Annotated in this window: 23 protein-coding genes; 12 read left to right on the forward strand and 11 right to left on the reverse strand. The window is 69.4% G+C overall.

Features of this window, described 5'->3' with window-relative positions:
• Positions 1-11: 11 nt before the first annotated feature.
• Together AB0M45_RS13990 and AB0M45_RS13995 are read right to left on the reverse strand one after the other, a co-directional pair.
• Positions 12-689, reverse strand: coding sequence for an AAA family ATPase (locus AB0M45_RS13990; RefSeq protein ID WP_364327534.1), 678 nt, complete (start codon positions 687-689; stop codon positions 12-14).
• Positions 690-847: 158 nt separating this feature from the next.
• Positions 848-1,441 (reverse strand): XRE family transcriptional regulator, encoded by a 594-nt coding sequence (locus tag AB0M45_RS13995; protein WP_364327537.1) that lies wholly within the window; start codon positions 1,439-1,441, stop codon positions 848-850.
• Positions 1,442-1,547: 106 nt separating this feature from the next.
• On the opposite strand from AB0M45_RS13995, the gene AB0M45_RS14000 reads away from it, so the two are divergent.
• The 11 genes from AB0M45_RS14000 (at position 1,548) to proB (ending at position 15,283) form a co-directional block, all read left to right on the forward strand.
• The gene (locus AB0M45_RS14000; RefSeq protein ID WP_364327967.1) at positions 1,548-1,787 is read left to right on the forward strand and encodes an FAD-binding protein; all 240 of its coding nucleotides are present in this window, start codon (positions 1,548-1,550) and stop codon (positions 1,785-1,787) included.
• Positions 1,696-2,037, forward strand: a complete 342-nt coding sequence (locus AB0M45_RS14005; protein WP_364327540.1) for an FAD-dependent oxidoreductase — start codon at positions 1,696-1,698, stop codon at positions 2,035-2,037. The genes AB0M45_RS14000 and AB0M45_RS14005 overlap by 92 nt, the downstream gene beginning before the upstream one ends.
• Before the next feature lie 315 nt (positions 2,038-2,352).
• The gene (locus AB0M45_RS14010) at positions 2,353-5,031 is read left to right on the forward strand and encodes a valine--tRNA ligase (RefSeq protein WP_364327543.1); all 2,679 of its coding nucleotides are present in this window, start codon (positions 2,353-2,355) and stop codon (positions 5,029-5,031) included.
• Positions 5,032-5,120: 89 nt separating this feature from the next.
• Positions 5,121-6,491, forward strand: a complete 1,371-nt coding sequence (locus AB0M45_RS14015; protein ID WP_364327970.1) for a folylpolyglutamate synthase/dihydrofolate synthase family protein — start codon at positions 5,121-5,123, stop codon at positions 6,489-6,491.
• A 64-nt stretch (positions 6,492-6,555) separates the two neighbouring features.
• Positions 6,556-6,972 carry a DUF4233 domain-containing protein gene (locus AB0M45_RS14020; protein ID WP_364327546.1) on the forward strand — a complete coding sequence of 139 codons (417 nt, stop codon included), beginning with the start codon at positions 6,556-6,558 and terminating at the stop codon, positions 6,970-6,972.
• Between the two features lie 177 nt (positions 6,973-7,149).
• The gene (gene ndk / locus AB0M45_RS14025; protein ID WP_364327549.1) at positions 7,150-7,566 is read left to right on the forward strand and encodes a nucleoside-diphosphate kinase; all 417 of its coding nucleotides are present in this window, start codon (positions 7,150-7,152) and stop codon (positions 7,564-7,566) included.
• A gap of 472 nt (positions 7,567-8,038) precedes the next feature.
• Entirely contained in the window at positions 8,039-11,416 is a 3,378-nt protein-coding gene (locus AB0M45_RS14030) for a translation initiation factor IF-2 N-terminal domain-containing protein (protein WP_364327552.1), read from the forward strand.
• A gap of 407 nt (positions 11,417-11,823) precedes the next feature.
• On the forward strand, positions 11,824-12,135 hold the full coding sequence (gene rplU, locus AB0M45_RS14035) for a 50S ribosomal protein L21 (RefSeq protein WP_040775804.1): 312 nt from the start codon (positions 11,824-11,826) through the stop codon (positions 12,133-12,135).
• A 22-nt stretch (positions 12,136-12,157) separates the two neighbouring features.
• A complete protein-coding gene (gene rpmA / locus AB0M45_RS14040) occupies positions 12,158-12,424 on the forward strand; it encodes a 50S ribosomal protein L27 (RefSeq protein WP_364327556.1) in 267 nt (88 codons plus the stop codon).
• Between the two features lie 121 nt (positions 12,425-12,545).
• Positions 12,546-14,000, forward strand: coding sequence for a GTPase ObgE (gene obgE / locus AB0M45_RS14045; RefSeq protein ID WP_364327559.1), 1,455 nt, complete (start codon positions 12,546-12,548; stop codon positions 13,998-14,000).
• Positions 14,001-14,140: 140 nt separating this feature from the next.
• Complete coding sequence (proB, locus tag AB0M45_RS14050) at positions 14,141-15,283, forward strand: glutamate 5-kinase (protein ID WP_364327562.1); 1,143 nt, start codon at positions 14,141-14,143, stop codon at positions 15,281-15,283.
• Positions 15,284-15,673: 390 nt separating this feature from the next.
• On the opposite strand, the gene AB0M45_RS14055 is transcribed toward proB, so the two are convergent.
• The 3 genes from AB0M45_RS14055 to AB0M45_RS14065 all read right to left on the reverse strand — a co-directional run bounded on the left by AB0M45_RS14055 (position 15,674) and on the right by AB0M45_RS14065 (position 18,098).
• Positions 15,674-16,930, reverse strand: coding sequence for a hypothetical protein (locus AB0M45_RS14055; RefSeq protein WP_364327565.1), 1,257 nt, complete (start codon positions 16,928-16,930; stop codon positions 15,674-15,676).
• Positions 16,927-17,301: a hypothetical protein gene (locus tag AB0M45_RS14060; protein WP_364327568.1), complete on the reverse strand. Its 375-nt coding sequence runs from the start codon at positions 17,299-17,301 to the stop codon at positions 16,927-16,929. Before AB0M45_RS14060 ends, AB0M45_RS14055 begins: the two co-directional genes overlap by 4 nt.
• Positions 17,302-17,393: 92 nt before the next feature.
• Entirely contained in the window at positions 17,394-18,098 is a 705-nt protein-coding gene (locus tag AB0M45_RS14065; RefSeq protein WP_364327571.1) for an ESX secretion-associated protein EspG, read from the reverse strand.
• A 397-nt stretch (positions 18,099-18,495) separates the two neighbouring features.
• Between AB0M45_RS14065 and AB0M45_RS14070 the strand changes: the two genes are divergently transcribed.
• The gene (locus AB0M45_RS14070) at positions 18,496-18,876 is read left to right on the forward strand and encodes a hypothetical protein (protein ID WP_364327574.1); all 381 of its coding nucleotides are present in this window, start codon (positions 18,496-18,498) and stop codon (positions 18,874-18,876) included.
• Between the two features lie 15 nt (positions 18,877-18,891).
• Here the strand turns inward: AB0M45_RS14070 and AB0M45_RS14075 are convergent, their stop codons facing one another.
• The 6 genes from AB0M45_RS14075 to AB0M45_RS14100 all read right to left on the reverse strand — a co-directional run bounded on the left by AB0M45_RS14075 (position 18,892) and on the right by AB0M45_RS14100 (position 25,270).
• Positions 18,892-19,986 (reverse strand): methyltransferase, encoded by a 1,095-nt coding sequence (locus AB0M45_RS14075; RefSeq protein ID WP_364327577.1) that lies wholly within the window; start codon positions 19,984-19,986, stop codon positions 18,892-18,894.
• Positions 19,987-20,025: 39 nt separating this feature from the next.
• The gene (locus AB0M45_RS14080; protein WP_364327580.1) at positions 20,026-20,850 is read right to left on the reverse strand and encodes a MerR family transcriptional regulator; all 825 of its coding nucleotides are present in this window, start codon (positions 20,848-20,850) and stop codon (positions 20,026-20,028) included.
• 96 nt (positions 20,851-20,946) lie between these two features.
• Complete coding sequence (locus AB0M45_RS14085; RefSeq protein WP_364327973.1) at positions 20,947-22,446, reverse strand: NAD(P)/FAD-dependent oxidoreductase; 1,500 nt, start codon at positions 22,444-22,446, stop codon at positions 20,947-20,949.
• A gap of 11 nt (positions 22,447-22,457) precedes the next feature.
• Positions 22,458-23,378: a ferritin-like domain-containing protein gene (locus AB0M45_RS14090; protein WP_364327976.1), complete on the reverse strand. Its 921-nt coding sequence runs from the start codon at positions 23,376-23,378 to the stop codon at positions 22,458-22,460.
• A 7-nt stretch (positions 23,379-23,385) separates the two neighbouring features.
• Positions 23,386-24,288 carry an SDR family NAD(P)-dependent oxidoreductase gene (locus AB0M45_RS14095; protein ID WP_364327583.1) on the reverse strand — a complete coding sequence of 301 codons (903 nt, stop codon included), beginning with the start codon at positions 24,286-24,288 and terminating at the stop codon, positions 23,386-23,388.
• Position 24,289: 1 nt separating this feature from the next.
• Positions 24,290-25,270, reverse strand: coding sequence for an alpha/beta hydrolase (locus AB0M45_RS14100; RefSeq protein ID WP_364327586.1), 981 nt, complete (start codon positions 25,268-25,270; stop codon positions 24,290-24,292).
• Between the last annotated feature and the right edge of the window lie 284 nt (positions 25,271-25,554).

Raw genomic sequence — 25,554 nt, forward strand, 5'->3', positions numbered from 1 at the left:
GACAGCGCCCATCAAGAGGCGAAGACCACGCGACGGATCCGGTTGACCGCCGCGCGGTCGACGATGACCACCGAACGCGATGCGCCGGTGGTCGTATCGTGCGAGGTCGCGATCTGGCGCATCAGCTGACGCCAGCGCCGCACGTGGATCGAAAAGGCCACGCGATTGATCCGGCGCCCGCGGGCGTACTGGCCCGCCCGCGCCACGGCGGCGGGTACGTCGAGCATGAGCAGGTGCAGTTCGCGGTCGTAACCCGCCGCCCAGCGCGCGATCAGCGTGCGTGTCCAGCGGAAGGTCGCGCAATCGTGGATCACGACCGGACCGGTGCTGTCGCGTAACGCCGTGCGGATCGCACGGAAGTGCGCGATATGCACCACCGGGCGCCACAGCAGATAGGGCAGCCACCACAGCCTGGGACGCAAGCGGTTTCGCGCCTGCATCGAGTCGAGCACCAGCGCGCCATCGGGACCGCATGAGGGAGCAACGGCATCGGACGCGGCGCTGAAGAACTTGCGCAGCGCGGTGCTCTTGCCCGCGCCGGGAACGCCCGCGACGATCAGCGCCGCCGATGCCGGGTACCGCAACTCCTCGATGGCGTGTCCCCGTAGGTCGTGCAGGGTGCCGGGGGACAGGATCGGCAGCCGGGGTTCGGGGCCGTGCGTCGGCAGGGTTTCGAGCGGGGGGTTCACCCCTCCTAGAATCCCCAGCCGAGACCCGTTCGGCAACCGGGAAAACCCTGGTTTTTCCTCGGGATTCACTGGAGGAGGGGCGCTGGGAGTATCCACCTTCTCCAGGGTCCCGATTTTCCGCGGTCCGGGCAATATCGGACATTCGGGACATTATCGGATTACTCGCGTTTCCGTCCGGCCGAGCGGGCACGAAGGTGCATTCGTTCACCCTGGGAGCCGAAAAGGCTGAGGATTTCCACCGGGCCGCGGCCCGCGCTGGCGAACCAATGCGGTTGGCGGGTGTCGAATTCCGCCGCCTCGCCCGGCCCGAGCACCAGATCGTGCTCGCCGAGCACCAGGCGGAGCCGTCCGGACAGCACGTAGAGCCACTCGAAACCCTCGTGCACCTTCGGGTCCGGCTCGCCGCGATCGGGCGGGATGATGATCTTGAACGCCTGCAGCGGCCCAGGCTGCCGAGTGAGCGGGACGATGGTGAGCCCGTTCATCTTTCGCGCCGCGAGGTGCACCCGCGGATCGGCGATCTTCGGCGCGGCCACCAGTTCGTCCAAGGGCACCTGGTGGGCCATCGCGATGGGTAACAGCAGCTCCAAACTGGCTTTGCGCTGCCCGGACTCCAACCGCGACAGCGTGCTCTTGGAGATCCCCGTGCTTTCCGCCAGCGCGGTGAGGGTGACGTTGCGGCGGGTGCGCAGGGCCTTGAGCCGCGGGCCGATGTCGGCGAGTGCTTGGGTGACGGCGGGTTGCGTGGACATGTCACCAGTGCACCGCGTTTTCCCGAAATCGGCAACGTTAGTTGCCGGATAAGCGGACGGGACGGCAACCTGCCGGTGGAGGTGATCGCGGATGAGCGAGCGAGATATGGACCGAGCCGAGCACTCTCGTGCCGGAGCCGAGCGACCGCGCGGCGCAGGCATGAGCAGGACGTACGACGTGGTGATCGTGGGTGGCGGCGCGGCGGGACTGTCCGCGGCGCTGGTCCTGGCCAGAGCGCGGCGTCCGGTTCGTCGTGGACGACACACTGCGCGGGGTGGAACTGTCCGACGGGCGGACGGTGCCGCGGACGGCGATGTTCGTCGCCCCGGCCTTCCGCGCCCATGACGCCGTGCTCGTCGCGCTGGGCTGCGCGTTCGACGACAGCGGCTGGGTGGTCACCGACCCGGCGGGGCGCACCAGCGTTCCTGGTGTCTGGGCCGCTGGCAACGTCGCCAACCCGGGAGCCCAGGTGATCTCGGCGGCGGGTGCGGGCTCGACCGCCGCGATCGCGATCAACGGAGATCTGGTGATGGCGGACGCCACCGCGCTCGCGCGATTAGGGGGAATATCCGGGGTACAAAATGCCGGAAGCTGAGAATTACTTATGGATTCCGGGTCGGGTCTCGGATCGCCGGTAGGCTACTGGCATAGGCGGAGTGTTCGGTGTCCCTCATCCACCGAAGACTCCGCCTTATTTTGTTTTCAGCCCGGAATGCCGCGCCTTCCATGCGCAGGAGAAGGCTCCGACGCGGTCGCGTCGACGGCGGCCGACCATGGGCGCAGGTTCACCCGGGATTCGATGCCCGCGTCGATCGGCGTGCCGGGCGGATCCGCGCCGGATTCGGCGGACCCGTGCCGGGCAGGTCGACCGACCCGAAGCGGGCGGATCGACGCGCTCTAGAATCGCGGGGTGACCAGCGCAGCCCCTGACAACACGCGTAATCGTGCCGATGCCCTCCCCAAGAGCTGGACCCCCAGCGACGTAGAGGCCGAGATGTACGAGCGCTGGGTAGCGGCTGGCTATTTCACTGCCGACCCCGCCAGCGGTAAGCCCCCGTACTCGATCGTGCTGCCGCCGCCGAACGTCACCGGCACGCTGCACATGGGCCACGCACTCGACCACACCCTGATGGACACGCTGTCGCGCCGCAAGCGGATGCAGGGTTACGAGGTGCTGTGGTTGCCGGGCATGGACCATGCGGGCATCGCCACCCAGACCGTGGTGGAAAAGCAGCTCGCGGTGGACGGCAAGACGAAGGAAGACTTCGGCCGCGAACTGTTCGTCCAGAAGGTGTGGGACTGGAAGCGCGAGTCCGGCGGCGCCATCCAATGGCAGATGCGCGCGCTCGGTGACGGCGTCGACTGGAGCCGGGACCGCTTCACCATGGACGAGGGCCTGTCCCGTGCCGTGCAGACCATGTTCAAGCGGCTCTACGACGCGGGCCTGATCTACCGTGCCGAGCGGCTGGTGAACTGGTCGCCGGAACTGCGTACCGCGATCTCGGACATCGAGGTCAAATACGAGGACGTGCAAGGTGAGCTGGTCTCGCTCCGCTACGGCTCGCTCAGCGACGACGGGCCGCACGTGGTCGTGGCCACCACCCGGGTGGAGACCATGCTCGGCGACACCGCCGTGGCCGTGCACCCCGAGGACCCCCGCTACCGGGACCTGATCGGCACCACCCTGGAACATCCGATCACCGGGCGGCAGATCCCGATCATCGCCGACGACTACGTCGATCCCGAATTCGGTTCGGGTGCGGTGAAGATCACACCCGCGCACGACCCCAACGACTTCGAGATGGGTCTGCGGCACGGCTTGCCGATGCCGACCATCATGGATGAGCGCGGCCGGATCACCGGCACCGGCACCGAATTCGACGGCATGGATCGTTTCGAGGCGCGCGTCAAGGTGCGCGAGCGGCTCGCCGAGGAAGGCCGGGTCGTCGCGGAGAAGCGGCCGTATCTGCACAGCGTCGGTCACTCCGAGCGCACCGGCGAGCCGATCGAGCCGCGCCTGTCCATGCAGTGGTGGGTCAAGGTGGATTCGCTGGCCAAGGCCGCGGGTGACGCGGTCCGCAGCGGCGACACCGTGATCCATCCGAAGAGCCAGGAGCCGCGCTGGTTCGGCTGGGTCGACGACATGCACGACTGGTGTATCTCGCGTCAGCTGTGGTGGGGCCACCGCATCCCGATCTGGTACGGCCCCGAGGGCGAAGTGGTGTGCGTCGGCCCCGGCGAACCGGCGCCCGAGGGCTGGGTGCAGGACCCGGACGTCCTCGACACCTGGTTCTCCTCCGGACTGTGGCCGTTCTCCACCATGGGCTGGCCGCACGCCACCGCTGAACTCGAGAAGTTCTATCCCACCAGCGTTCTGGTCACCGGCTACGACATCCTGTTCTTCTGGGTGGCGCGGATGATGATGTTCGGCACCTACGTCGCCGAGGACGCCGTACTGACCACGGGCAAGGGCGGCGAGCGCCAGGTGCCGTTCAAGGACGTGTTCCTGCACGGGCTGATCCGCGACCAGTTCGGCAAGAAGATGTCCAAGTCGCGCGGCAACGGCATCGACCCGCTGGACTGGATCAACGCTTTCGGTGCCGACGCCACCCGCTTCACCCTGGCGCGCGGCGCGCAGCCCGGCGGCGACCTCTCGGTCGGCGAGCCGCACGTGCTCGCCTCGCGCAGCTTCGTGACCAAGCTGTTCAACGCCGCCAAGTTCGCGCTGATGAACGGCGCGCAAGTCGGCGACCTGCCCGACCGCGCACAGCTCACCGATGCCGACCGGTGGATCCTGGACCGGCTGGACGCGGTGCGCGCGGAAGTGGATTCGGCGTTCGACGCCTACGAGTTCGGCAAGGCCTGTGCGGCGCTCTACCACTTCGCCTGGGACGAACTGTGCGACTGGTACCTGGAATTGGCCAAGGTGCAGTTCGCCGCCGAGGGCGCACGCGCCGAGGCGACCCAGCTGGTGCTCGGCGCGGTGCTGGACGCGGTGCTGCGCCTGCTGCATCCGGTCATCCCGTTCGTCACCGAGGCGCTGTGGCAGGCGGTGACCGGTGGCGAGTCGGTGGTGCTCGCGTCGTGGCCGCAGGCTTCCGGTGTGCCCGCGGATCAGGCTGCGGCGCAACGTATTTCGGATACCCAGCGGTTGATCACGGAGATCCGGCGGTTCCGCAGCGACCAGGGCCTGGCCGACAAGCAGAAGGTGGCGGCCAAGCTCATCGGCGTGGACGCCGCGGGGCTCGGTGAGCTCGCCCCATCGGTGGCGAACCTGGCCAGGCTCACCGAGCCCGGTGTGGATTTCGCCGCCACCGCCTCGGTGGAGGTGCGGCTGAGCACGGCGACGGTGACCGTCGAGGTGGACACCTCCGGCGCGATCGACCTGGACGCCGAACGCCGCCGCCTGGAAAAGGACCTCGCCGCCACGCAGAAGGAACTGCAGGGCACCGCCGCCAAGCTCGGCAACGAGGCGTTCCTGGCCAAGGCGCCCGAGCACGTCGTCGACAAGATCAAGAACCGGCAGCAGATCGCGTCCGCCGAAGTGGCGCGTATCGAGTCCCGCCTGGCGGAGTTGAGCGGCAAGTGAACCACGAGCCGGAACCGCAGTACGGCGACGACGAGCGCCGTGGCGGCGCGCGGCTCGGCTCCGGGCCGTCTCCGGTGGAACTGGCCGAGATGGCGCTGGTCGAAGCGGAACTCGACCAGCGCTGGCCGGAGACCAAGATCGAGCCGTCGCTCACCAGGATCGCCACGCTGATGGACCTGCTCGGCTCGCCGCAGCAGAGCTATCCGGCGATCCACGTCGCTGGCACCAACGGCAAGACCTCGGTGACCAGGATGATCGACGCGCTGCTCACCGCGCTGCACCGGCGCACCGGCCGGATCACCAGCCCGCACCTGCAGCTGGCGACCGAGCGGATAAGCATCGACAACGCGCCGATCTCGCCGGCCGAGTATGTGGAGCTCTACCGGGAACTGCTGCCGTTCGTCGAGATGATCGACAAGCAGTCGGCGGCCGCGGGCGGGCCGGCGATGAGCAAGTTCGAGGTGCTCACCGGCATGGCGTTCGCCGCCTTCGCCGAGGCGCCGGTGGATGTCGCGGTCGTGGAGACCGGCATGGGCGGCGCCTGGGACGCCACCAACGTGATCGACGGGCAGGTCGCGGTGATCACGCCGATCGGCCTGGACCACACCGAATATCTCGGCCCGGATCTGGCCTCGATCGCCAAGGAGAAGGCCGGGATCATCAAACGCGCCCCGGACAGCCTGGTGCCGCGCGACAACGTCGCGGTGATCGCGGAGCAGGAGCCGGAGGCGATGGAGGCGCTGCTGCGCCGCGCCGTCGAGGTGGATGCCGCGGTCGCGCGCGAAGGCGCCGAGTTCCGCGTACTCGCCCGCCAGATCGCGGTCGGCGGGCAGCAGCTCGAGTTGCAGGGCCTCGGCGGGGTGTACGACGAGATCTTCCTGCCGCTGCACGGCGAGCACCAGGCACGCAACGCGGTGCTCGCGCTCGCGGCGGTGGAGGCGTTCTTCGGCGCCGGCGCGCAGCGTCAGCTCGACATCGACGCCGTGCGCGCCGGTTTCGCGAGCGTGACCAGCCCGGGCCGGCTCGAGCGCGTCCGTAGTGCGCCGACCATCTTCATCGACGCCGCGCACAACCCGGCGGGCGCTCGGGCGCTGGCCGCGACGCTCACCGACGAGTTCGACTTCCGCAAGCTGGTCGGCGTGATCGCGGTGCTCGGCGACAAGGACGCCGACGGCATCCTCGCCGCGCTCGAGCCGGTGTTCGACGAGATCGTCGTCACCACCAACGGCTCGCCGCGCGCGCTGGACGTGGAGACTCTCGCGGATCTCGCGGTACAGCGGTTCGGCGACGAGCGGGTGGTCACCGCGAGCACGCTGCCGGACGCGCTGGAGACCGCGATCGCCATGGCCGAGGACGTCGGCGAACAGGGCGAGATGGTGTCCGGCGCGGGCGTCGTCGTTACCGGCTCGGTGGTGACAGCGGGCGCGACCCGCGCGCTGTTCGGAAAGGACCCGGCATGAGTGAGCGCAGGCGGCAGCGGAGCGTGACCACGCAAGGCCCCGATCATGCCGGAAGGGATGCAGCATGAGTGAACCCGCCGACCAGGGCGAGCGGCCGGTGCCGCCGCCCGCGACCGATCCGTGGAAGGGCTTCCGCGGCGTGATGGCGGGCACCCTGGTGCTCGAGGCGATCGTCGTACTGCTCGCGCTGCCGGTGGTCGCCGACGTCGGGGGCGGGGTGACCTGGCTGTCCGGCACCTACCTCGTGGCGCTCGCGGTGGTGATGTTCCTCGGTGCCGGGTTGCAGCGGCGGTCCTGGGCCCTGCCGTTCAACCTCGCGCTGCAAGTCTTCGTCCTGCTGGGCGCGTTGATACACCTGTCCATCGGCATTATCGGCGTGGTGTTCGCCGTGGTCTGGGGCTTCATCCTGGTGCTGCGCGCCGACGTGCGGGGGCGCATGGAGAAGGGCTTACTGCCGAGTCAGCGCATCCAGCGCGATTAGCCGTCATCGCGGCGATCGCCTCGGCCCCTCGCAGCGGGCCGCCTCGTGACGAGAACGTGGACGACGATCGGCAAAAGGAGCCCCGACGCGGTGTCCAGGTCCACGGCGGGACGCCTGGAGCGAGCCAGCCCGACCGCTGCTGCGGCGTCCGGAAGGTTGCCGGTTAGGCTGTGCGCCGTGACTGAGCAGACGTTGGTACTCATCAAGCCGGACGGTGTGGCCCGTGGCCTTGTCGGCGAGGTGCTGGTACGTATCGAGCGCAAGGGGCTGAAGATCGTCGCCCTCGAGCTGAAGCAGGTGTCCGAGGAACTGGCCAAGGGCCACTACGCCGAGCACGCCGAGAAGCCGTTCTTCGGTTCCCTGATCGAGTTCATCACCTCCGGGCCGGTGGTCGCGGCCATCCTGGAGGGCCCACGGGCCATCGCCGCGTTCCGGCAGATCGCGGGCGGTACCGATCCGGTCGAGAAGGCCGCGCCCGGCAGCATTCGCGGAGACTTCGCTCTCGAGACGCAGGAGAACCTGGTGCACGGGTCCGATTCACCCGAATCGGCCAAGCGTGAGATCGCCCTCTGGTTCCCGGAACTGCCCGCCTGATCGGGTCTCGACCGTCGGGCCCGCGCCGTGGTAGCGCAGGGCGAACGCGTCGCGGGCCCGACGGTGCCGAGCGCCGATGGCGAACGCCCGGCGCGCGATGTGGGATACTGGCATCGGCTGCATTCGATGCCGACTGTTCGTGCAGGTGCGCGAACGAGACGTGACGAGCGCAGCCGGATGACACCGCGGTTCGATGCCGATCATCGCTGCCACGGACAAACGGCCTGGTAGTCGGGGCTCGCTGTTCGCGTCGGCACGCTGGATGAGCGCTCGATCCGTGGAGTTCAGCCATACTGCCAGGCGCCGCGTGACCAGTTAGCCCGAACGACGAACGACCGAGGAGATAACCGGGCACGCGGGGCGAGACCACTTGACCTCGCGCCCACCGGGTGCGAGTCGAACGAACAGCGTCCCCGCGTCGGCCGCGTCACTCCCGCCGGGAGGGACGCGCCCGGGGGCCCGAGGAGACTTCGTGGCCGATCAAGAGCCGCTGGAAACAACATCACAGGATGCCGAACAATTGCCGGAGCGAATCCGAGTTCACGCACTCGCCAAGCTGCTGGGGGTAACGAGCAAGCGCATCCTGGCCAAGCTCACCGAGATGGGGGCGGACGCGCGCAGCGCGCAATCGAACGTCGACCGAGCTGTCGCGGAGTCCGTCCGCGACGCCTTGGTGCCGGTTGAGACGGACGCCACGCCCGAGCCGGAGGCGTCCCCCGCCCCGGCGGACACCGGCGCCGCGCAGCCGGCCGAGACCGCGCAGGAGGCCGCTGAACCACCGGAGCCCGCTCCGCAATCCCAGGCCGCGGCACCTTTCGCCGCCGCGGGCGTCCTCTTCTCCGCGCCTGAGGTGGTGAGTTCAGGGCAGCCCGCGCCGACCGGCGACATGGCGCACCAGCCGACGCAGTTGTTCACCCACTTGGTGCGGCAGGAGCCGGAGCCGGTCGCCCCGGTGGTGTTCGAATCGGCCGCGGTCGTGCAGGCGCCGCTGTTCCTGCCGCCGGACGCGGGCGCCGCGGAGGAGGCCCGCAGGAAGCGCCGCGCGGAACGTGAGGCCCGGCGCGGCGAGGAGACCGCACCCGAACCCGCCGAAGACGAGACCGAGGTCGCCGAGGACGAGCACGAGTCGTCCGACCAGCAGGGCGACACCGAGGGCCAGCCCCGGCGCAGGCGGCGCGGCCGCCGCGGCCGTGGTCGCGGGCGCGGCGAGCAGCAGTCCGAAGCCGACAACGAGGGCGAGGAGACGACCGAGTCCGACGACACCGAGGACGAGTCGGCCGTCGAGACCACCGAGCCCGCGGAAGCGGCGGAGTCCGCCGAGACCGGCCCCGCCGAGTCCGAGGACGAGGAGGACGTACCCGAGGGTTCGAGCCGTCGCCGCCGTCGTCGCCGTCGTCGCAAGGTGGCCGGGGAATCCGGCGAGAACGAGCCGGCCGAAGACGATCCGCCGAACACGGTGGTGCACGAGCGCGAGCCGCGCAACAAGACCCGTGCCCGCGTCACGGTGGACGAGGTCCAGGGCATCACCGGTTCCACCCGGCTGGAAGCCAAGCGGCAGCGCCGCCGGGACGGCCGGGAAGCGGGGCGCCGCCGTCCGCCGATCCTGACCGAGTCGGAGTTCCTGGCCCGGCGCGAGGCGGTGGACCGGGTCATGGTGGTGCGCGAGAAGTCCTTCCCGGACCATCCGGCCGCGACGCAGGTCGCGGTGCTCGAAGACAACGTCCTGGTCGAGCACTTCGTCACCAGCACCGGTTCCGCGTCCATGGTGGGCAACGTCTACCTGGGCAAGGTGCAGAACGTGCTGCCCAGCATGGAGGCGGCGTTCGTCGACATCGGGCGTGGCCGCAACGGTGTGCTCTACGCCGGTGAGGTGAACTGGGAGGCCGCCGGGCTCGGCGGCAAGGAGCGCAAGATCGAGCAGGCGCTCAAGCCGGGCGACCAGGTGCTCGTCCAGGTGAGCAAGGACCCGGTCGGTCACAAGGGCGCCCGCCTGACCACCCAGATCAGCCTGGCCGGCCGCTTCCTGGTGTACGTGCCGGGCGGCACCTCCACCGGAATCAGCCGCAAGCTGCCCGACACCGAGCGCAAGCGCCTGAAGGAGATCCTGCGCGAGATCGTGCCCGCCGACGCCGGTGTGATCATCCGCACCGCCTCGGAGGGCGTCAGCGAGACCGAGCTGGCCCGCGACGTGGAACGGCTGCAGGCCACCTGGCGCACGATCCAGCAGCAGACCGGCAAGGACAACAACGCGCCCAAGACGCTGTACGAGGAGCCCGACCTCCTGGTCAAGGTCATCCGCGACCTGTTCAACGAGGACTTCTCCAGGCTGGTCATCGAGGGCGACCGGGCCTGGAGCACGGTGGAGAAGTACATCGGCACCGTCGCGCCGGATCTGCTCGCCCGGGTCGCCCGGCACGAGAACAACGGCGTCGACGTGTTCGAGGCCTACCGGATCGACGAGCAGCTGGCCAAAGCGCTGGATCGCAAGGTGTGGCTGCCCTCCGGCGGCACCCTGGTGATCGACCGCACCGAGGCCATGACGGTGATCGATGTGAACACCGGCAAGTTCACCGGTTCCGGCGGCAGCAACCTGGAGGAGACGGTCACCAGGAACAACCTGGAGGCGGCCGAGGAAATCGTGCGCCAGATGCGGCTGCGCGATATCGGCGGCATGATCGTCGTCGACTTCATCGACATGGTGCTCGAGTCCAACCGCGACCTGGTGCTGCGCCGCCTCACCGAGGCGCTGGGCCGGGACCGCACCAGGCACCAGGTCTCCGAGGTCACCTCGCTCGGCCTGGTCCAGATGACCCGCAAGAAACTGGGCACCGGCCTGGTCGAGGCGTTCTCCACCACCTGCGAGCACTGCCACGGCCGCGGCATCCTGGTGCACACCTACCCGGTAGAGCCCGGTTCGGGCGACGAAGCCGCCGGGCGGACCCGGGAAGGCGGTTCGCGCAGGCGCCGCGGACGGGACAAGGGCGCGGCAGCGCAGGCCCAGCCGGCCAACGGCGCCGGTCCCGCCACCGAACAGCCCGAGGAGGACGCCGCCGTCAAGCGGGCGCATCCGGTTGCGCTGGCGATGGCCGCGCACCATTCCGACGATGCCGACCAGGAGTCGAAGCAGGGTGGAGACACGGCCGGTGCGGTGGCGTCGGTCGCCGACGCCGAGGCCGAGGCTGTCGAGCCCGCGGTTGTCGAGGAATCCGCCGCGGCCGTCGAAGACGCTGCCGCCGCCGAGTCGCTGATCGCGGAGACGGTCCACGCCGCCGTGGCAGTGCCCGCCGAGGAGCCCGAGACCGAGCCCGCCGAAGTCGTCGAGGTCGTCGAGCAGGTCGAGACCGGGGCGTCCGAGTCGGTCGCCGAGCCCGCAGGGGCCGTGGAACCAGCTCGGGTTGACGAGCCCGCGCAAGTCGCGGAGCCCGTCCCGGCTGCCGAGGTTGCGCAGGTCGCGGAGCCCGCTCATGCTCCTGAGCCCGAACAGTCCGCTCACGCCGGCGTGTCAGCTCGTACTGCGGAGCCCACTCGGGTCGCCGAGCCTGCTCGGGCTGCTGAGCCCGCCCCGGCCGCGCACCCCGTATCGGCGGTCGAGGCCGCTGCTGCGGCGACCACCAACGGTGTGGCCGAACCGGCCAAGGGCCGCCAGCCTCGGCGCCGGAGGGTTGCTCGTTCCGCCGCCGCACCTGCCGCGGACAGCTCGGGCGCGGTGTTCGTGCTGCCCACTGGTGAGCAGGCACCCTCGCCCGCCACCGATTACTCCCAGCCCGAGCCGGTCGAACTGCCGCAGCGCAGCCGGCCGCGCAGGCGGGCGGTCGGGCGACCGGCGGGCGCCCCGGAGGCGTCGAACTGAGTCGTCGCTGATGCCTGCGCCTCGCTGGCGCTCGGCTCCGGCACGAGCGAGTGCTCGGCTGTGTCCATTGCTCGCTCGCCGCGCTCGCTCATGGTCCCGTGGCCCTCGTCGGTGTGACCGGCGGGGGCCACGTGCGTGTCTGCGGCGAATCGGTGGTGTAGGGGCGGTGTGCGCACGGACGCCGGTTTGGTCGTGGCGGTGGCCGTCCTGTAATCTTGGACAGTCGCTGCCCGGTGACAACATTTGTCTTCGTGGCCCGGTTCTCGCCAGTTCGACACCGAGAGCCACCAGGCACCGAGGCGGTGGCGATTACCAGACCAGTCGTATGGCGGTTTCCGGTGGAATCAGACCCGGGGAGCGCCGCGTGAGCAAGTGCCGAGCACTATAGGAAGAAGGGCAGCCGACCGATGGCAACGTACGCGATCGTCAAGACCGGCGGAAAGCAGTACAAGGTCGCGGTCGGTGACCTGGTGAAGGTCGAGAAGATCGAGGGTGCTCCTGGCACCGCCGTGGCGCTGGATCCGGTCCTGGTCGTCGATGGCGCCGAGCTGACCACCGATGCCGCGAAGCTGGCCAAGGTCTCCGTGGCCGCCGAGGTGGTCGAGCAGACCAAGGGCCCGAAGATCCGCATCCACAAGTTCAAGAACAAGACCGGCTACCACAAGCGCCAGGGTCACCGTCAGCCGCTGACGGTCCTGAAGGTCACCGGCATCAAGTAAGACATCCCGAGGAGAATCAGCTATGGCACACAAGAAGGGTGCGTCCAGCTCCCGGAACGGACGCGATTCCAACGCCCAGCGACTCGGCGTCAAGCGCTTCGGCGGCCAGACGGTCAAGGCGGGCGAGATCCTGGTGCGTCAGCGCGGCACCCACTTCCACCCCGGCGTGAACGTCGGCCGTGGCGGTGACGACACCCTGTTCGCCCTCGCGGCGGGCGCGGTCGAGTTCGGCACCAAGCGTGGACGCAAGACCATCAACATCGTGGTCCCGGAGCCGGTTCAGGCCTGACCGCCGAACCACTTCCGGACAACAACGAGCGGGTCAGGGTCTCGAAACCCTGGCCCGTTTTTCGTGTTCCCGCCACGACAGCCCTGAGTACGACCAGTCCAGAAGGAGGATGATTCGGCGTATGTCCAAGTTCATCGACCGTGTCGTACTGCATGTGCGTGCGGGCAAGGGCGGCCACGGTTGCGCCTCGGTGCACCGGGAGAAGTTCAAGCCGCTCGGCGGACCCGACGGCGGCAACGGCGGCAACGGCGGAGACGTGATCCTCGAGGTCGACTCCAACGTGCACACCCTGCTCGACTTCCACTTCCACCCGCACGCCAAGGCGGGCAACGGCAAGCCGGGCGAGGGTGGCAACCGGGACGGCAAGCAGGGCGCCGACCTGGTGCTGAAGGTGCCCGACGGCACGATGGTGCTCGACGACGACGGCAAGGTGCTCGTCGACCTGGTCGGTGCAGGCAACCGCTTCATCGTCGCCCGCGGCGGACGCGGCGGGCTCGGCAACGCCGCACTGGCCTCGAAGGCGCGCAAAGCGCCCGGTTTCGCGCTGCTCGGTGAGGACGGCGAAGAGCTCGATCTGGTGCTGGAGCTGAAGTCGGTCGCCGACGTCGGGCTGGTCGGTTTCCCGTCCGCGGGCAAGTCGTCGCTGGTCTCGGTGCTGTCGGCGGCCAAGCCGAAGATCGCCGACTACCCCTTCACCACGCTGGTGCCCAACCTCGGTGTGGTCGCCAGCGGCGATACCACTTTCACCGTCGCGGACGTGCCCGGCCTGATCCCCGGCGCCAGCGATGGCCGTGGCCTGGGCCTGGACTTCTTGCGGCATCTGGAGCGGTGCGCGGTGCTCGCACACGTGGTGGACTGCGCCACGCTGGAGCCGGGGCGCGACCCGGTCTCCGACGTGGACGCGCTCGAGGCCGAACTGGCCGCCTACCGACCTGCGCTGAGCGCCGACGCCGGGCTCGGCGATCTGGCCGACCGGCCGCGCGTAGTGATCCTGAACAAGATCGATGTGCCCGACGCCGCCGAGCTCGCGGAAATGGTCACCCCGGAGTTCACCGAGCGAGGGTGGCCGGTGTTCGAGATTTCCGCGGTGAGCCGGGCGGGCCTGCGCCCCTTGACGTTCGCCTTGGCCGACCTGGTGCGCAAGTACCGCGACGAGCATCCGAAGGCGGCGCCCAAGCGCCCGGTCATCCGTCCGATCGCGGTGGACCAGACCGGGTTCAGCGTGATCGCGGACCCGGAGGAGCCGGGCGGCTTCATCGTGCGCGGCACCCGGCCGGAGCGCTGGGTGCACCAAACCCAATTCGACAACGACGAGGCCGTGGGCTATCTGGCCGACCGCCTCGCCCGCCTCGGCGTCGAGGACGAGCTGGTGCGGTTGGGCGCCGAGCCGGGAGCGCCGGTGACCATCGGCGACGTGACCTTCGAGTGGGAGCCGCAGATCTCGGCGGGCATCGACATCGTGCCCACCGGCCGGGGCACCGATATCCGGCTGGAGCAGACCGACCGAGTGAGCGCGGCCGAGCGCAAGCACGCGTCCCGGGTGCGGCGCGGGTTGGTGCAAGAAGACGAGGAGTAGGACGTGGACGACGGTCGAGTCGTGGTGCGGTCGCGGTGCGTGTCCCGCGTGGCGGGCTCGATCGTTCGCGAGCGGGCGCGGATCACGGCACCCGCTCCGGCTACTGTGGATTCGATTGTGGCGCAGGGAGTTCGGTGGCGATGCAGGTGACTTCGGTGACCGCCGAGACGGATTCGCCGAGCCTGAGCGAGGCTCGGCTGGCGATCGCGTCGGCGCGGCGGGTGGTGGTGAAGATCGGTTCCTCCGCGCTGACCAGCCTGAAAGGCGGCCTGGACACCGCGCGGCTGGATCGGCTCGCGGACGCGGTGGAGGCCCGGATGCGCGCGGGGTCCGATGTGGTCGTGGTGTCCTCCGGCGCGATCGGCGCGGGTATCGCGCCGCTCGGCTTGACCAGTCGTCCGCGTGACCTGGCCACCAAGCAGGCAGCCGCGAGCGTCGGACAGCTGGCACTCGCCCACGCGTGGGGCACGTCGTTCGCCCGCTACGGCCGCACGGTCGGCCAGGTGCTGTTGAGCGCCGACGACTTCGCCCGCCGCGAACACCATCGCAACGCGCAGCGCACCCTGGATCGCCTGCGTTCGCTCGGCGCGGTCGCGGTGGTGAACGAAAACGACACCGTCGCCACGGAAGAGATCCGCTTCGGTGACAACGACCGGCTCGCCGCGCTGGTCGCGCATCTGGTCGGCGCGGACGCGCTCGTGCTGCTGTCCGACGTGGAGGGCCTGTACGACGGCGATCCCCGCAAGGGCGCGGCCACCTTCATCCCCGAGGTCCGCAGCAGCGCCGACCTGGACGGCGTGATCGCGGGCAGCGGCGGCGCGCTCGGCACCGGCGGCATGGCGTCCAAGCTGTCCGCGGCTCGGCTGGCCGCCGACGCGGGCGTGCCCGTCCTGCTGGCCGCCGCCACCTCGGCCGCGACCGCACTCACCACCGGCACCGTCGGCACCGCGTTCGCCGCCCGACCGGTCCGGTTGTCCGCGCGCAAGTTCTGGGTCCGGCACGCGGCCGACAGCCGCGGCGCGCTGCTCATCGACGACGGCGCGGTCCAAGCGGTGGCGTACCGGCGCCGATCCCTGCTCGCCGCGGGCATCGTCGGTGTCCGCGGCCGCTTCTACGGCGGCGACGTGGTCGACCTGGTGGCCCCCGACAACCGCATCGTCGCCCGCGGCGTCGTCGAATACGACAGCACCGAACTGGCCGGCATGCTCGGCCGCTCCACCGACGAACTCCCGGACACCATGCAACGCCCAGTCATCCACGCCGACGACCTGGTCAAGGTGTAGTCCGCAGGCATCATCACGTCGAGTGTGTGCGGTTGCTGGAGTCTGCGGCGGGTCCGCTGGTTGTGCCAGCGCCTGTGCTCACAGAGGTGTGCTATCTGCTCGGGGACGTCGTGGTACACATTCGGAGGCCCTCTTCATCGCAGCACTCCTCGATGGCGACCTGTCGTTGGAGCCGTTGACCTCAGGCGACTTACAGCGGATACACGAATTGATCCTCACATATGCCGACCTGCCACTCGGTGCCGTGGATGCGTCGGTCATCGCTGTTGCGGAACGTCTCGGGGCGCGAGCCGTCGCAACCTTGGACGTGAAGCACTTTCTCGTCGTCAAACCGGGGCACGTACCGGCATTCGATCTGCTGCCGACGCGTTAGCGGACGCGCGGTGTCGATCAGGACGGGACGACGCCGGGTTGGTTGGTGGTGGGGATATGCCCTTGGTTGCCCTCAACCGGGCCGGTGACGCCGGGCTGGCCGCCTGGGTCCGGGAACTCGACCGGGGGCCCGGCCGGGCCGGGAACCGGGGGTTGCGCGGGTGGCGGCGGTGCTTGGGGTGGGCTCGGCGGTTGTGCCGGTTCCGGGGTGTGCGGCGCAGGTGGTGGAGACGGCTGCGGTGGCGGAGGCGGGGGTGCGGACGGGCTCGGCGCTTGCGGGGGCTCCGGGGCCTGGGGCGCGGGAGGAGGACTCGGCGGGACCGGAGTTGTGGGTGGCACCTGCTGCGTCGGCGGTGCAGCCTCGGGTGACGGTGTCGGCGGTGCCGGTTGGGGGGATGGCGTGGGCTGCGGTGACTGCTGCGTGGGCGGTGCAATCTCGGGTGACGGTGACGGTGTCGGTGGTTGGGGGGATGGCGTGGGCTGCGGTGTTGGCTGGGTGGAAGGAGCTTCCTGGGGCGGGGGAGCCTGCTGGGTAGGTGGTGTCGTCGGAGGCTGCTGCGTGTCGGGCTTCGGCTGGGCGGGCGGCACCGGGTTATGGGACGGCGCGGACGATTCCGGTGCGGCGGGCGCGGGTTGCGATGTGTCCGGGGCTGATTGGTCGTTCGGAGGAACCTGCTCGGGCGTCGCGTATCTGGGCGTGCCGGGCGAGCCCACCCGCGGTGTGGACGGCGCGGCGGGGATGACGGGCGGTTCGGGCAGCGCGGGCACGGCGGTACCGGCCGTGGAGTAGGCAGGCTTGTAGACCATGTTCATCGCGAGCAGGGCTTCCTGGCGCAGTGCTTCCTGTGCCATCTGCGCGTCGACGACGCGAGCGGCCTCCAGGGCTTTCGCGATGGCACCGACCGGTCCCGAATCGCCGGGCGGCATCACCGCGAGCTTCACCGCCTCGGCGGCGGCGGCGACCCCGCCGAGCCGGGCGCCGACCTGGCCCAGCACCGCCGCCAGTTCGTCGGCCGCCGCCGCGATACTGCGTGCGCTGGCCTGCGCCGCGTCGGCGGCGGCGCCTTTCCACTCCACGGAGTCCATCACGCGGTCGACGCCGCTGTGCGTGAGCGGGAACGACGTGGTGAGGGCTCCGGCCGCCTCGAGCCAGGTGGTCGAGGCGCGCAGCACCTGCGCGGCGTCGATCTGCTGGGCCTTGGCGTAGATCTCCTCGTGCCGCATCGACTCGAAATGCTCCATCGAGCTGATGTAGGTGGGATCGGAGCCGCTCATCGCGGGAGCCTCGAATCGATGGCGCGCAGAGCGGCGGCATGCGCGGCGTCGGCCTCCTCGAACAGACCGCCGCTGATCAGGAACGCTTCCTTCATTCGGTAGGCCGCCTCGATGTAGTGGTCGAGCAGGGCCGCGGCGTCCCGGGCCTTGTGGCTGAAACCGGCCTGCAACTGCTGCGCGGAGACGAAACCACCGAATCCCCCGAGTTCCGCGGCGGATTCGAGGCGCTGCTGTAGGTGGAGCAGCCGATCGGCCTGCCGGTCGTACATCTCGGCGCACTGCCGCGCTGCCGCCGGATCGAACTGAACGGTCCCGGCCTGGGCCGCCTCCTTGAATCGGGCGATATCGGCTCGGCTGGTCTCGATCGTCATCGCTCACCCCTGAGATCGGTCGGTAGGCCCCAGATTAAACCGGAAGCCGGTGCCGGGTCAGCAAAGTCGTCGGTCCCGGCCGCCGGCGCGAGCTAAGCGGGAATGCGTTTCTGCAGTTGCGCGGCGATCTGCTCGGATGAGGCCGGGGTGATGCGCACCTCGTCACCCGCCTTGATCAGGTACCGCCCGTCGTTGCGCACGTCGATCCAGGTGTAGTGGATCGGCGGCGGCGGAGCCGGACGATCCAGCCGCGGTTCGATTCTGATGTGCCCCTCGGCGGTGTGCGGGTCGAGCAGCAGCTTGCGGATCCGCGGCGCGGCAGATCGGCGCGCTGGCACGGTCTCCTGATCGCGCACCGCCTCGCCGGACGCGACGCGAGGAGGTTCCTTGCCCGGCGGCGTCTTCGGCAGCAGCGCCGCGATCCGCTGGCCCAACTTCGAGCTGTGTCCGATCGAAACCCGCACGCGGCCACCGAAATCCGGACTCGACCCGGGTTCCTGCACCGCCAGCACGGCGCGGTCGTAGATCGCGGCGGCCAGCAGCCGCAGTTCGCTGCCCGGCCGGTGTGCGCCACCGATAGCGACGATCCTGGTGTGCGGCTCGGCCAGAATGCGCAGGCAGGCCGACAGGTCGGGGTCGCGGCCGAGCGGTAGCCGTTCGGCGAGGGCGATGCGCAGCTTCTCCGCCTCGTCCTCGGTGCGCGGCGTCTCCAGGATGCGCAGCGGATACGGGTGGCGATCCAGGTCGGTTTCACGCCAGATATGGGCGAACTCGTCCGGAGTGAAGGTCCAATCCACGGCCGAATCACATCCTCACTCGAACCCGCCGATGCTGTCCGTAGCCTAGCGGTCCCCTAGCCGGACCGGAGATTTCGGAGCTCCAACGGCCTGGCGAGCGTCGACCGCCGCCGCATCGAAGTGACGGATCTCACAGACAGCGACGATCATTCACCGCAGTCGAGGCGGCGTGGATTCCCTTGCCGCGTCGCCGATTCTGGGCTGTCGGCGCATGGAATCCGCGCGGACCCTTCGGGAAGTTACGTACGTTCGGCGACGTGTATCGCGATTTCGCCGCGGTCGCCCCGCCCTCTATTTGCGCTGGTGTCGCACTCGACCCGTCCGTCCGACTCTGCTGAAATACCGGGGAGAGCAGGGATGCGAGGGCGAGGGGGCGGCCCCGCACAGCAAACCAGGATTGGCCGAGATCTGCCGAGGAGGGATTGCGGTGCACACCATCATGCGGCGAGCAGGCGGGGCGATCGGTCTGCTGAGCCTCGGGATTGGTTTCGTCTTCATCGGCGCGGGGCCGGCGGGGGCGGTGCCGACCGGCTGCTATGTCGACCGCGGCGTCACCGACGCGGCCGCCCTGTGCCACAGCGGTGAGGGGTCGGCGGTGTTGGAGGCCGAGTGCCTCGGTTTTCACGTGCCGCCAGGGCATTCCGGCCCGGTATTCGGCTACTACAGCGGCTTCGAGTCGCAGCAGACGAACGTCGGCAAGCCGATGCGCGCCACGTGCGTGTCGGATGGTTCCATCGGGATCGCGACCCTCGCGTTCGTGCTTCCCACGGCGCGGTAGCGGAGCGCTCCGGTTTCAGCTCGGCCGCGCTTCCAGCACATTGTCGGGCGAGACCGTCGGCACGCACCTGGTGAGCGTGAACCCATGGCGGGCGAGGAACCCCCGGTACTCGGCCTCGGTCCGTTCCCGGCCGCCCGCGTTGACCAGCATCTCCAGGTCGATGAACTTGCTCGGGTGCGGACCGGTGTGTTCCGGAACCACGAGTTCGATGATCAGCAGCCGGGCATCGGGCTCCATCGCCGCACGCAGTGCACCCAGGATGCGGCCGGCCTCCGGCTCGGCCCAGTCGTGCAGGATGTGTTTGAGGATGTAGGCGTCGCCGCCCTTGGGAACGCTGTCGAAGAACGATCCGCTTTCGACGGTGCAGCGTTCGGCCAGGCCGAGTTCGGCGAGCCGGGTGGGCGCGGCCGCTACCACCTCGGGGAGGTCGAACAGGATGCCGCGCGACCGCGGCGAGCGACGCAGGATCTCGGTGAGCAGTCCTCCTTCTCCGCCGCCGACGTCGACGAGGGTTTCGTAGCGGCCGAAGTCGTAGGCCGCCAGCAACGGTTCCATCGCCAGGGTGCTGATACTGGTCATCGCGCGGTCGAACAGCTCGCCGATTTCGCGATCGCGCTGCACGTAGTCGAAGAACGGCATCCCGTCCAGTTCTTCGCCGACGGGCCGGCCGGTCCGCACGGCGTCGACGAGGTGCGACCAGTGATTGCGGTGGGTGGCGGAACCGAAGAACAGCACCGCGTCGCGCAGCGACACGTCCGCGTCGCGGCGCAGTGCCCGCGCCATCGATGTGAGCGCGTAGCGGCCGTCGGAACGCTGCGTGAAGATGCCGTAGCTGATCAGCAGCCGCAGCAGGCGCCGCAACGCGTCCTCGTCGGCGCCGACCGCGGCGGCGAGGTCCGCGCTCGATCGCGGCCCTTTCGCGAGTTCATCGGCCACCCCGAGCACCGCGGCGGCGTGGATCGCCTGCGTGATCCATCCGGCGGCGATCAGCTCCATCAGCGCGACATGTCCCGGCACCAGCTTGCGAAACGCCACGGCCAGTGCCGTGCGGACCGATTCGACAGCCCGCACCAGCCGCTGTGGAGGGATTCTGGGTCGGTCGGACGCCACGGCGACTCCATCCGTCGAAGGTCGGCACTCTGAGCTTGCCTAGGAGGGTACGTCGCGGTGGGTGGGTTCAGGCCGCGAGTCGCCGCCTCGGATCCCGGGCCGGGATTCGCCGCGCCTGCGCTCGCGGTCGGCGGCCGTGGCGAGGTAGTCGCCGAGTTCGCGTCGCAGCGTGACGTCCAGCGAACGGGCCAGCGTGGCGTGCACCGAGGCGACCGCCAGCTCGCGCATTTTGTTGAGCATCGTTGTGGTGTCCGCGATTTCGCTGCTGGTGTCCGGAAGCCAGCCGGATCCGTGCTCGTCGATGATGTGCTGCTTGGCCGCGGTGATCATGATGTGGGTGATGTCATCGATCCGGTCGGCCACCTTGGCGTAGATCTCGATGAGCGTGCGCAGTTCGAGACCGTACTCGTGCAGTTCGGCGAACGAGGTGAGCAGCTGGGTGTCGGTGAACACCACCGTCTCGCCCTCGAGCCGGACCAGCTTCATCTCACGCAGGCGGTCGACCAGCTCGTCGGCCTCGGCGCCGAGGATGGTGCCGATCAGCTCGCGCGGCACCTCGAAGGTCTCGTCCTTGGCCCAGGACGCGGTCACGGCGTGCTGCAGCCCGAGCACCTCGGTCAGATCCTTGCCGGTTTCCCAGCTGGTGATGAAGTCGGCGATGTGCGCGGTGGTGAAGCCGCGCTGCAGCAGCGCGTCGATCAGGCGCAGCCGCTCCAGGTGCGAGTCGTCGTAGATGCTGGCCCGCCCGTCCTTGCCGACCGGCGGCGGCAGCAGCCCGCGTTCCTGGTAGGCGCGCACATTGCGGGTGGTGGTGCCCGCGGCGCGCGCGAGATCGTCGATCCGGTACTCCGGCGTCGATCTCACCTCCCTCGCTGACCACGGCGCCGAGCGGAGCGGCGGCGCGCTGCGGAAAACCCCTGCCGAGCGAGTCTATCGCCCCGCTCACCGCACCTTCGGCACCTAGGAAACCGGCGCGAACCGGCGCTGCTCGGCGCTCGCCTCGACCACCAGGTAGTCGTCGAGATCCACCGTGCGCAGCTGTTGGACGTACTGGGTGGCGAAGCCCGGATACATGGTCGCGATGAAGCCGTCCTCGGTGAGGTACCAACTGCGGCATCCCGAGTTCCAGGTGGTGGCGGCGAGCCTGCGCTGGATGGCCGCGTTGTAGCGGTCCTGCCGATCCCGCCGGACGTCGAGCATCAGCAGATCCCGGTCCAGAATCGTGCCGATCGCGCTGACCAGGTAGTCGATCTGGGCCTCCATATAGACCAGCGCCGAGTTGTGCCCAGGTCCGGAGTTGGGTCCGAACGTCAGGAACAGGTTGGGATAGCCGGAGACCGCGACGCTCTTGTAGGCGTAGGCGCCGCGCGACCACTCCTCGGCGAGAATTCGCCCGTCGAGCCCGGCCACCGGAATGGGTGTGCCGGCCTTGGACACGTCGAACCCGGTCGCGAAGACAATGCAATCCGCTTGGTGCTCGATGCCTTCCGCGGTGCGGATGCCCTGCTCGGAGATCCGGGCGATGGGCCAGGTGATCAGCTTGCAGTTGTCGCGTTGCAGCGCGGGGTAGTAGTCGTCGGTCATCAGCAGGCGCTTGCAGCCCGCCCGGAAGTCCGGCGTGAGCTGACGGCGCAGCCAGGGATCCTTCACCTGTCTGCGCAGCTGCGCCTTGCCGACCAGCTCGACCACCCTGGTCAGCGGCGTATTCCAGACCACGCCCAGCGCGACCGACTCGTGCCCGTAGTACCAAGCGCGCCGCGCCAGCTGTTCGGTGGCGGGCACCCGGCGGTAGAGCTCCTTGGTGAGCACGGTGGTCGGCCGGTTGATCCGCGGCAGCACCCAGCCGGGCGTGCGCTGGAACACTTTCACCGAGGCGGCCCGCTCGACCAGTTCCGGAATGATCTGGACCGCGCTGGCCCCGGTGCCGATCACCGCGACCCGCTTGCCCGCGAAGTCGTAGTCGTGATCCCATCGGGCGCTGTGGATCTTGTGCCCCTGGTAGGTCTCGATGCCGCGAATATCCGGGAAACTGGCGTTGGCCAGCGGTCCCGATGCCAGCACCACCGTGCGCGCCAGGACCGGGTGCGGGTGTCCGTCGACGGCGATCTCCCAGGCCCCGGCCTGCTCGTCGAACACGATGCCCGTGACGTGGTGCCGGAATCGGATATGCGCACCGAGCCCGAATTCGGCGACCATTGCCTCGATGTAGCCGAGGATCTCGGCGCTGCCGGAGTAGGTGTGCGACCAATTCGGATTCGGCGCGAAACTATAGGAATACAGCCGCGACGGAATGTCGCACGCCGCACCGGGATAGGTGTTGTCACGCCAGGTTCCACCGACCGCGGTGCCCCGTTCGAAGATCGCGAAATCGTGGATTCCGTGCTGCTTCAGGCGGATGGCCGTGCCGATCCCGGCGAATCCGCCGCCGATCACGGCGACGTCGAGGGTGTGCGTGCTCATCGGTTCCCTTGTCATGCGGCGGGCTCGTAGGTCAGTTCCTTCGACCAGGCCGGGTCCTTGCGCAGCAGTGCTTTCGGCACCAAGCCGGTGATCTTCACCAGTGTGTCGGCCACCAGGTGGTAGGGGTGGTCGCGGTTGATCACCCAACCACCGTGCATCTTGACGATCTGGTACATCGGGAGCCTGCGCGCGAATTCGCTGCGCTCGCCGACGTTCGCGTACCGCTTCAGCGCGACGTAGAGCCTCTCCTCGTCGACGCCCATCGCGACGATGTTGTCGCGCATCTTGTTCAGCAGCGGTACGTAGCTGAGCACCCCGATGATCAGCGAGGGCTTGGCCCAGCCGCCGACCAGGTCGATGAGCAACTTGCGCATCTGCGCGTGCCCGAGCAGATCCATCACCGCGAAATCGACGGCCAGATGGCGGGATTCGTCGGAGTTGATCTTCTTGAACACTTCCTGGCAGACCGGGTCGTCGATCTCGTCCATGACGAATTTGATCAGCGCGCCGTCCAGCGCCACCTCGAGCATCGGGATCACCGTGCCGAGGAACGACAGCGACATGTCGTCGGAGTACTTGTCCAGGAAGTCGATCACCAGCTTGACGTTCACGTTCGGCTGCGGGATCTCGTCTCCGTCGAGCATGCCCCATCGGCGCATCAGCGCCAGCTCGGCGTTGGCGTGCTTCTGCTCCTCGGCGTGGAAGTAGCGGTAGATCTCGCGCAACGTCTCGTTCGGCGCCTTCTTGACCATCGCCGCGAAGCCGCGCGCGCCGACGTTCTCGATCCACATCAGGTCGGCCATGAACGGCTTCAGCTTGGCGTGCAGTTCCGGCGTGATCGTCTCGGCGCCGGGCGCGTCCCAGTCGATGTCGGCCAGCGCCCACTGGCGGTCCTTGATCTTGCGGAGCATGTCGTCGAAGTCCATCGTGATGGCCATGTCAGACTCCTGTCTTGTCGGTGACCGGCGTGCCGCCGGTGGTGGTCGAGTCGTCCTGGGGCAGTAGCCGATCCAGCAGCCCGAGGACGTAGGTGTACCGGGTGGGGAAGTACCGCTTGAGCAGCCAGACGACGTGCGCGTCCAGCTGGGGCAGGACATAGAGCTGCCCGCGGTCGTGCGCGTCCAGCGCGGTGCGCGCGACGTGCTCGGGGGAGAAGCCGGTCCAGCGCATCAGGAAGTCGGCCAGCTGCGCGGATTCCTTGGTGATCCGGCCGTCGCGTGCGACGTTCGTCCGCACGAACGTCGGGCACAGGACGGTGACCGCGACGCCGGTGCCGCTCAGCTCGGCGGCCATGGTCTCCGAGAGCGACAGCACGCCCGCCTTCGACACGTTGTATGCCGCCATCGATGGCGCCGCGGCGAAGCCGGCGGCCGACGCGACGTTGATGATGCCGCCGCGCCCGGTGGCGCGCAGCCGCGGCGCGAAGACCTCGCAGCCGTGCACGACACCCCACAGATTGATGTCCAGCGCCCACTGCCAGTCGTCGAATCCGATGCGGCCCACAGGTTTCCCGCCGATGCCGACGCCGGCGTTGTTGATCACCAAGCTGACCGGGCGCTCGAAAAGCGTGTCGGCGAAGCGGGCGAGCAGTTGCACGTCATCGCGCCGCGCCACGTCGCAACGGAAGGCGTGCGCGGCGGCGGGGTGGGTGCGGTCGATCAGGGCGACCGTCTCGTCGGCGCGTGCCTCGTCGATGTCGGCGCAGATCACTTGGCCACCGCGCGCCGCGATCTCCAGGGCGAATGCGCGGCCGATGCCGCTGCCCGCGCCGGTGACCACGGCTCGCGCGCCGTGCGTGCGGCGGGATCTGCCCAGGCCCGCCAACCGATCCAGTCCGAACATCTCAGCTCACCTTCTCCGTGGAGGTTGCGATCAACGCCGCGCGCAGGAAGTCGGCGGCGCGGGCGAGGGCGTGGCCGGCCTCGGGCACCACCATCGGGAGGGCCTGGAAGACGTGCAGCTGCCCGGGCCAGATCTCCAGGTCGCAGCTGCCGCCCGCACGACGGACCATGTCGCACAGGGCCTGCGCGTCGGCGCGGAGCATCTCGGTGCCGCCGACCTGCACCAGGATCGGTGGCAGCGCGATGCCGTGCGGGATCGCCAGCCGCAGGCGCGGTGCGTCCGCGGGCTGACCGCTGGTATAGGACGCGGGCAGCCGCCTCGCCGCGGCGGCGGAGATCAGCGGGTCCGGGCGGACGCGCTCCTGCTCGGCAGCCATACCAAGCGTGAGGTCGAGTAAAGGGGAGAACATCGCGACCGCGGCGGGCTGCGGTCTGCCGCGGCGCCCGTTCTCGACCAGCAGGTCCAGCGCGAGATGCCCGCCCGCGGAATCGCAGGCGATCACCACGTCTTCCGCGGCGATGCCCTGGTCGAGCAGCCAGCGGTAGCCTGCCTCGACGTCGTCCGCCGCGGCGGGGAACCGGTGTTCGGGTGCGAGCCGGTAGTCGGTGAGAAAGACCGGGAGCCCGGTCCGCTTCGACAGCCGGGCCGCGAGGCCACGGTGGGTGCGGGCCGAGCAGATCACGTAGCCGCTGCCGTGGATGTAGCAGATCGCCTGTGAGCCGAAAGGTACACCGGCCGCGCGGACCCATTCGCCGCGCACCTTTCCGGACCGGACCTGCGTGACGGAAGTACCTGGCGGAACGGGACCGCCGAGGGCCATCACCGTGGCGATGAGCTTGCGGGCGAACCAGACGCCCGCTGTGTTCATCGGAATCGCGCAGTTCAGCGGCCGCATACCGAGTCGGGCCGCGGCCGCGGCCACCCTGACGTGCGGGGAAGGCGCGGCGGGAACGCCGGGCGAGGTCCTCGTTGACCTTGTCATGCCCTCAGAATCAGTCATGAATGTGCCAGTTGTCAATGGCACATTGCGAGAAGGCGATTAAGGGAGCGGTGGCAGCCAATGTGAGCGGTCGGCGCGCGTTGGTCGCCGGACTGCCGGTCTTGCGCTCCGAAAGGAGGCTGCGTTGCGGAGCGGCGCCGACGCGGTGCCGCTACCGGATCGAGCGCACCGGCTCGATCTCTGTGCCCGGGATCGCCACCAACCTGGTGATCGACATCCTGTGGCCGTCCCGGACACCGCTGATGAGGCCGCCTCTCTCGCCTCCG

The organism is Nocardia sp. NPDC051787 (assembly GCF_040681325.1).
Classification (GTDB): Bacteria; Actinomycetota; Actinomycetes; order Mycobacteriales; family Mycobacteriaceae; genus Nocardia.

Bases quoted from the DNA above. Each gene is read 5' to 3' on its own strand.
- proB (WP_364327562.1), top strand. From the start codon at position 14,141: ATGCAGGTGACTTCGGTGACCGCCGAGACGGATTCGCCGAGCCTGAGC.
- AB0M45_RS14060 (WP_364327568.1), bottom strand. From the start codon at position 17,301: ATGACGATCGAGACCAGCCGAGCCGATATCGCCCGATTCAAGGAGGCG.
- AB0M45_RS14015 (WP_364327970.1), top strand. From the start codon at position 5,121: ATGGCGCTGGTCGAAGCGGAACTCGACCAGCGCTGGCCGGAGACCAAG.
- AB0M45_RS14100 (WP_364327586.1), bottom strand. From the start codon at position 25,270: ATGACAAGGTCAACGAGGACCTCGCCCGGCGTTCCCGCCGCGCCTTCC.
- rplU (WP_040775804.1), top strand. From the start codon at position 11,824: ATGGCAACGTACGCGATCGTCAAGACCGGCGGAAAGCAGTACAAGGTC.
- AB0M45_RS14095 (WP_364327583.1), bottom strand. From the start codon at position 24,288: ATGTTCGGACTGGATCGGTTGGCGGGCCTGGGCAGATCCCGCCGCACG.
- rpmA (WP_364327556.1), top strand. From the start codon at position 12,158: ATGGCACACAAGAAGGGTGCGTCCAGCTCCCGGAACGGACGCGATTCC.
- obgE (WP_364327559.1), top strand. From the start codon at position 12,546: ATGTCCAAGTTCATCGACCGTGTCGTACTGCATGTGCGTGCGGGCAAG.
- AB0M45_RS13995 (WP_364327537.1), bottom strand. From the start codon at position 1,441: ATGTCCACGCAACCCGCCGTCACCCAAGCACTCGCCGACATCGGCCCG.
- AB0M45_RS14000 (WP_364327967.1), top strand. From the start codon at position 1,548: ATGGACCGAGCCGAGCACTCTCGTGCCGGAGCCGAGCGACCGCGCGGC.
- AB0M45_RS14020 (WP_364327546.1), top strand. From the start codon at position 6,556: ATGAGTGAACCCGCCGACCAGGGCGAGCGGCCGGTGCCGCCGCCCGCG.
- AB0M45_RS14085 (WP_364327973.1), bottom strand. From the start codon at position 22,446: ATGAGCACGCACACCCTCGACGTCGCCGTGATCGGCGGCGGATTCGCC.
- AB0M45_RS14055 (WP_364327565.1), bottom strand. From the start codon at position 16,930: ATGAGCGGCTCCGATCCCACCTACATCAGCTCGATGGAGCATTTCGAG.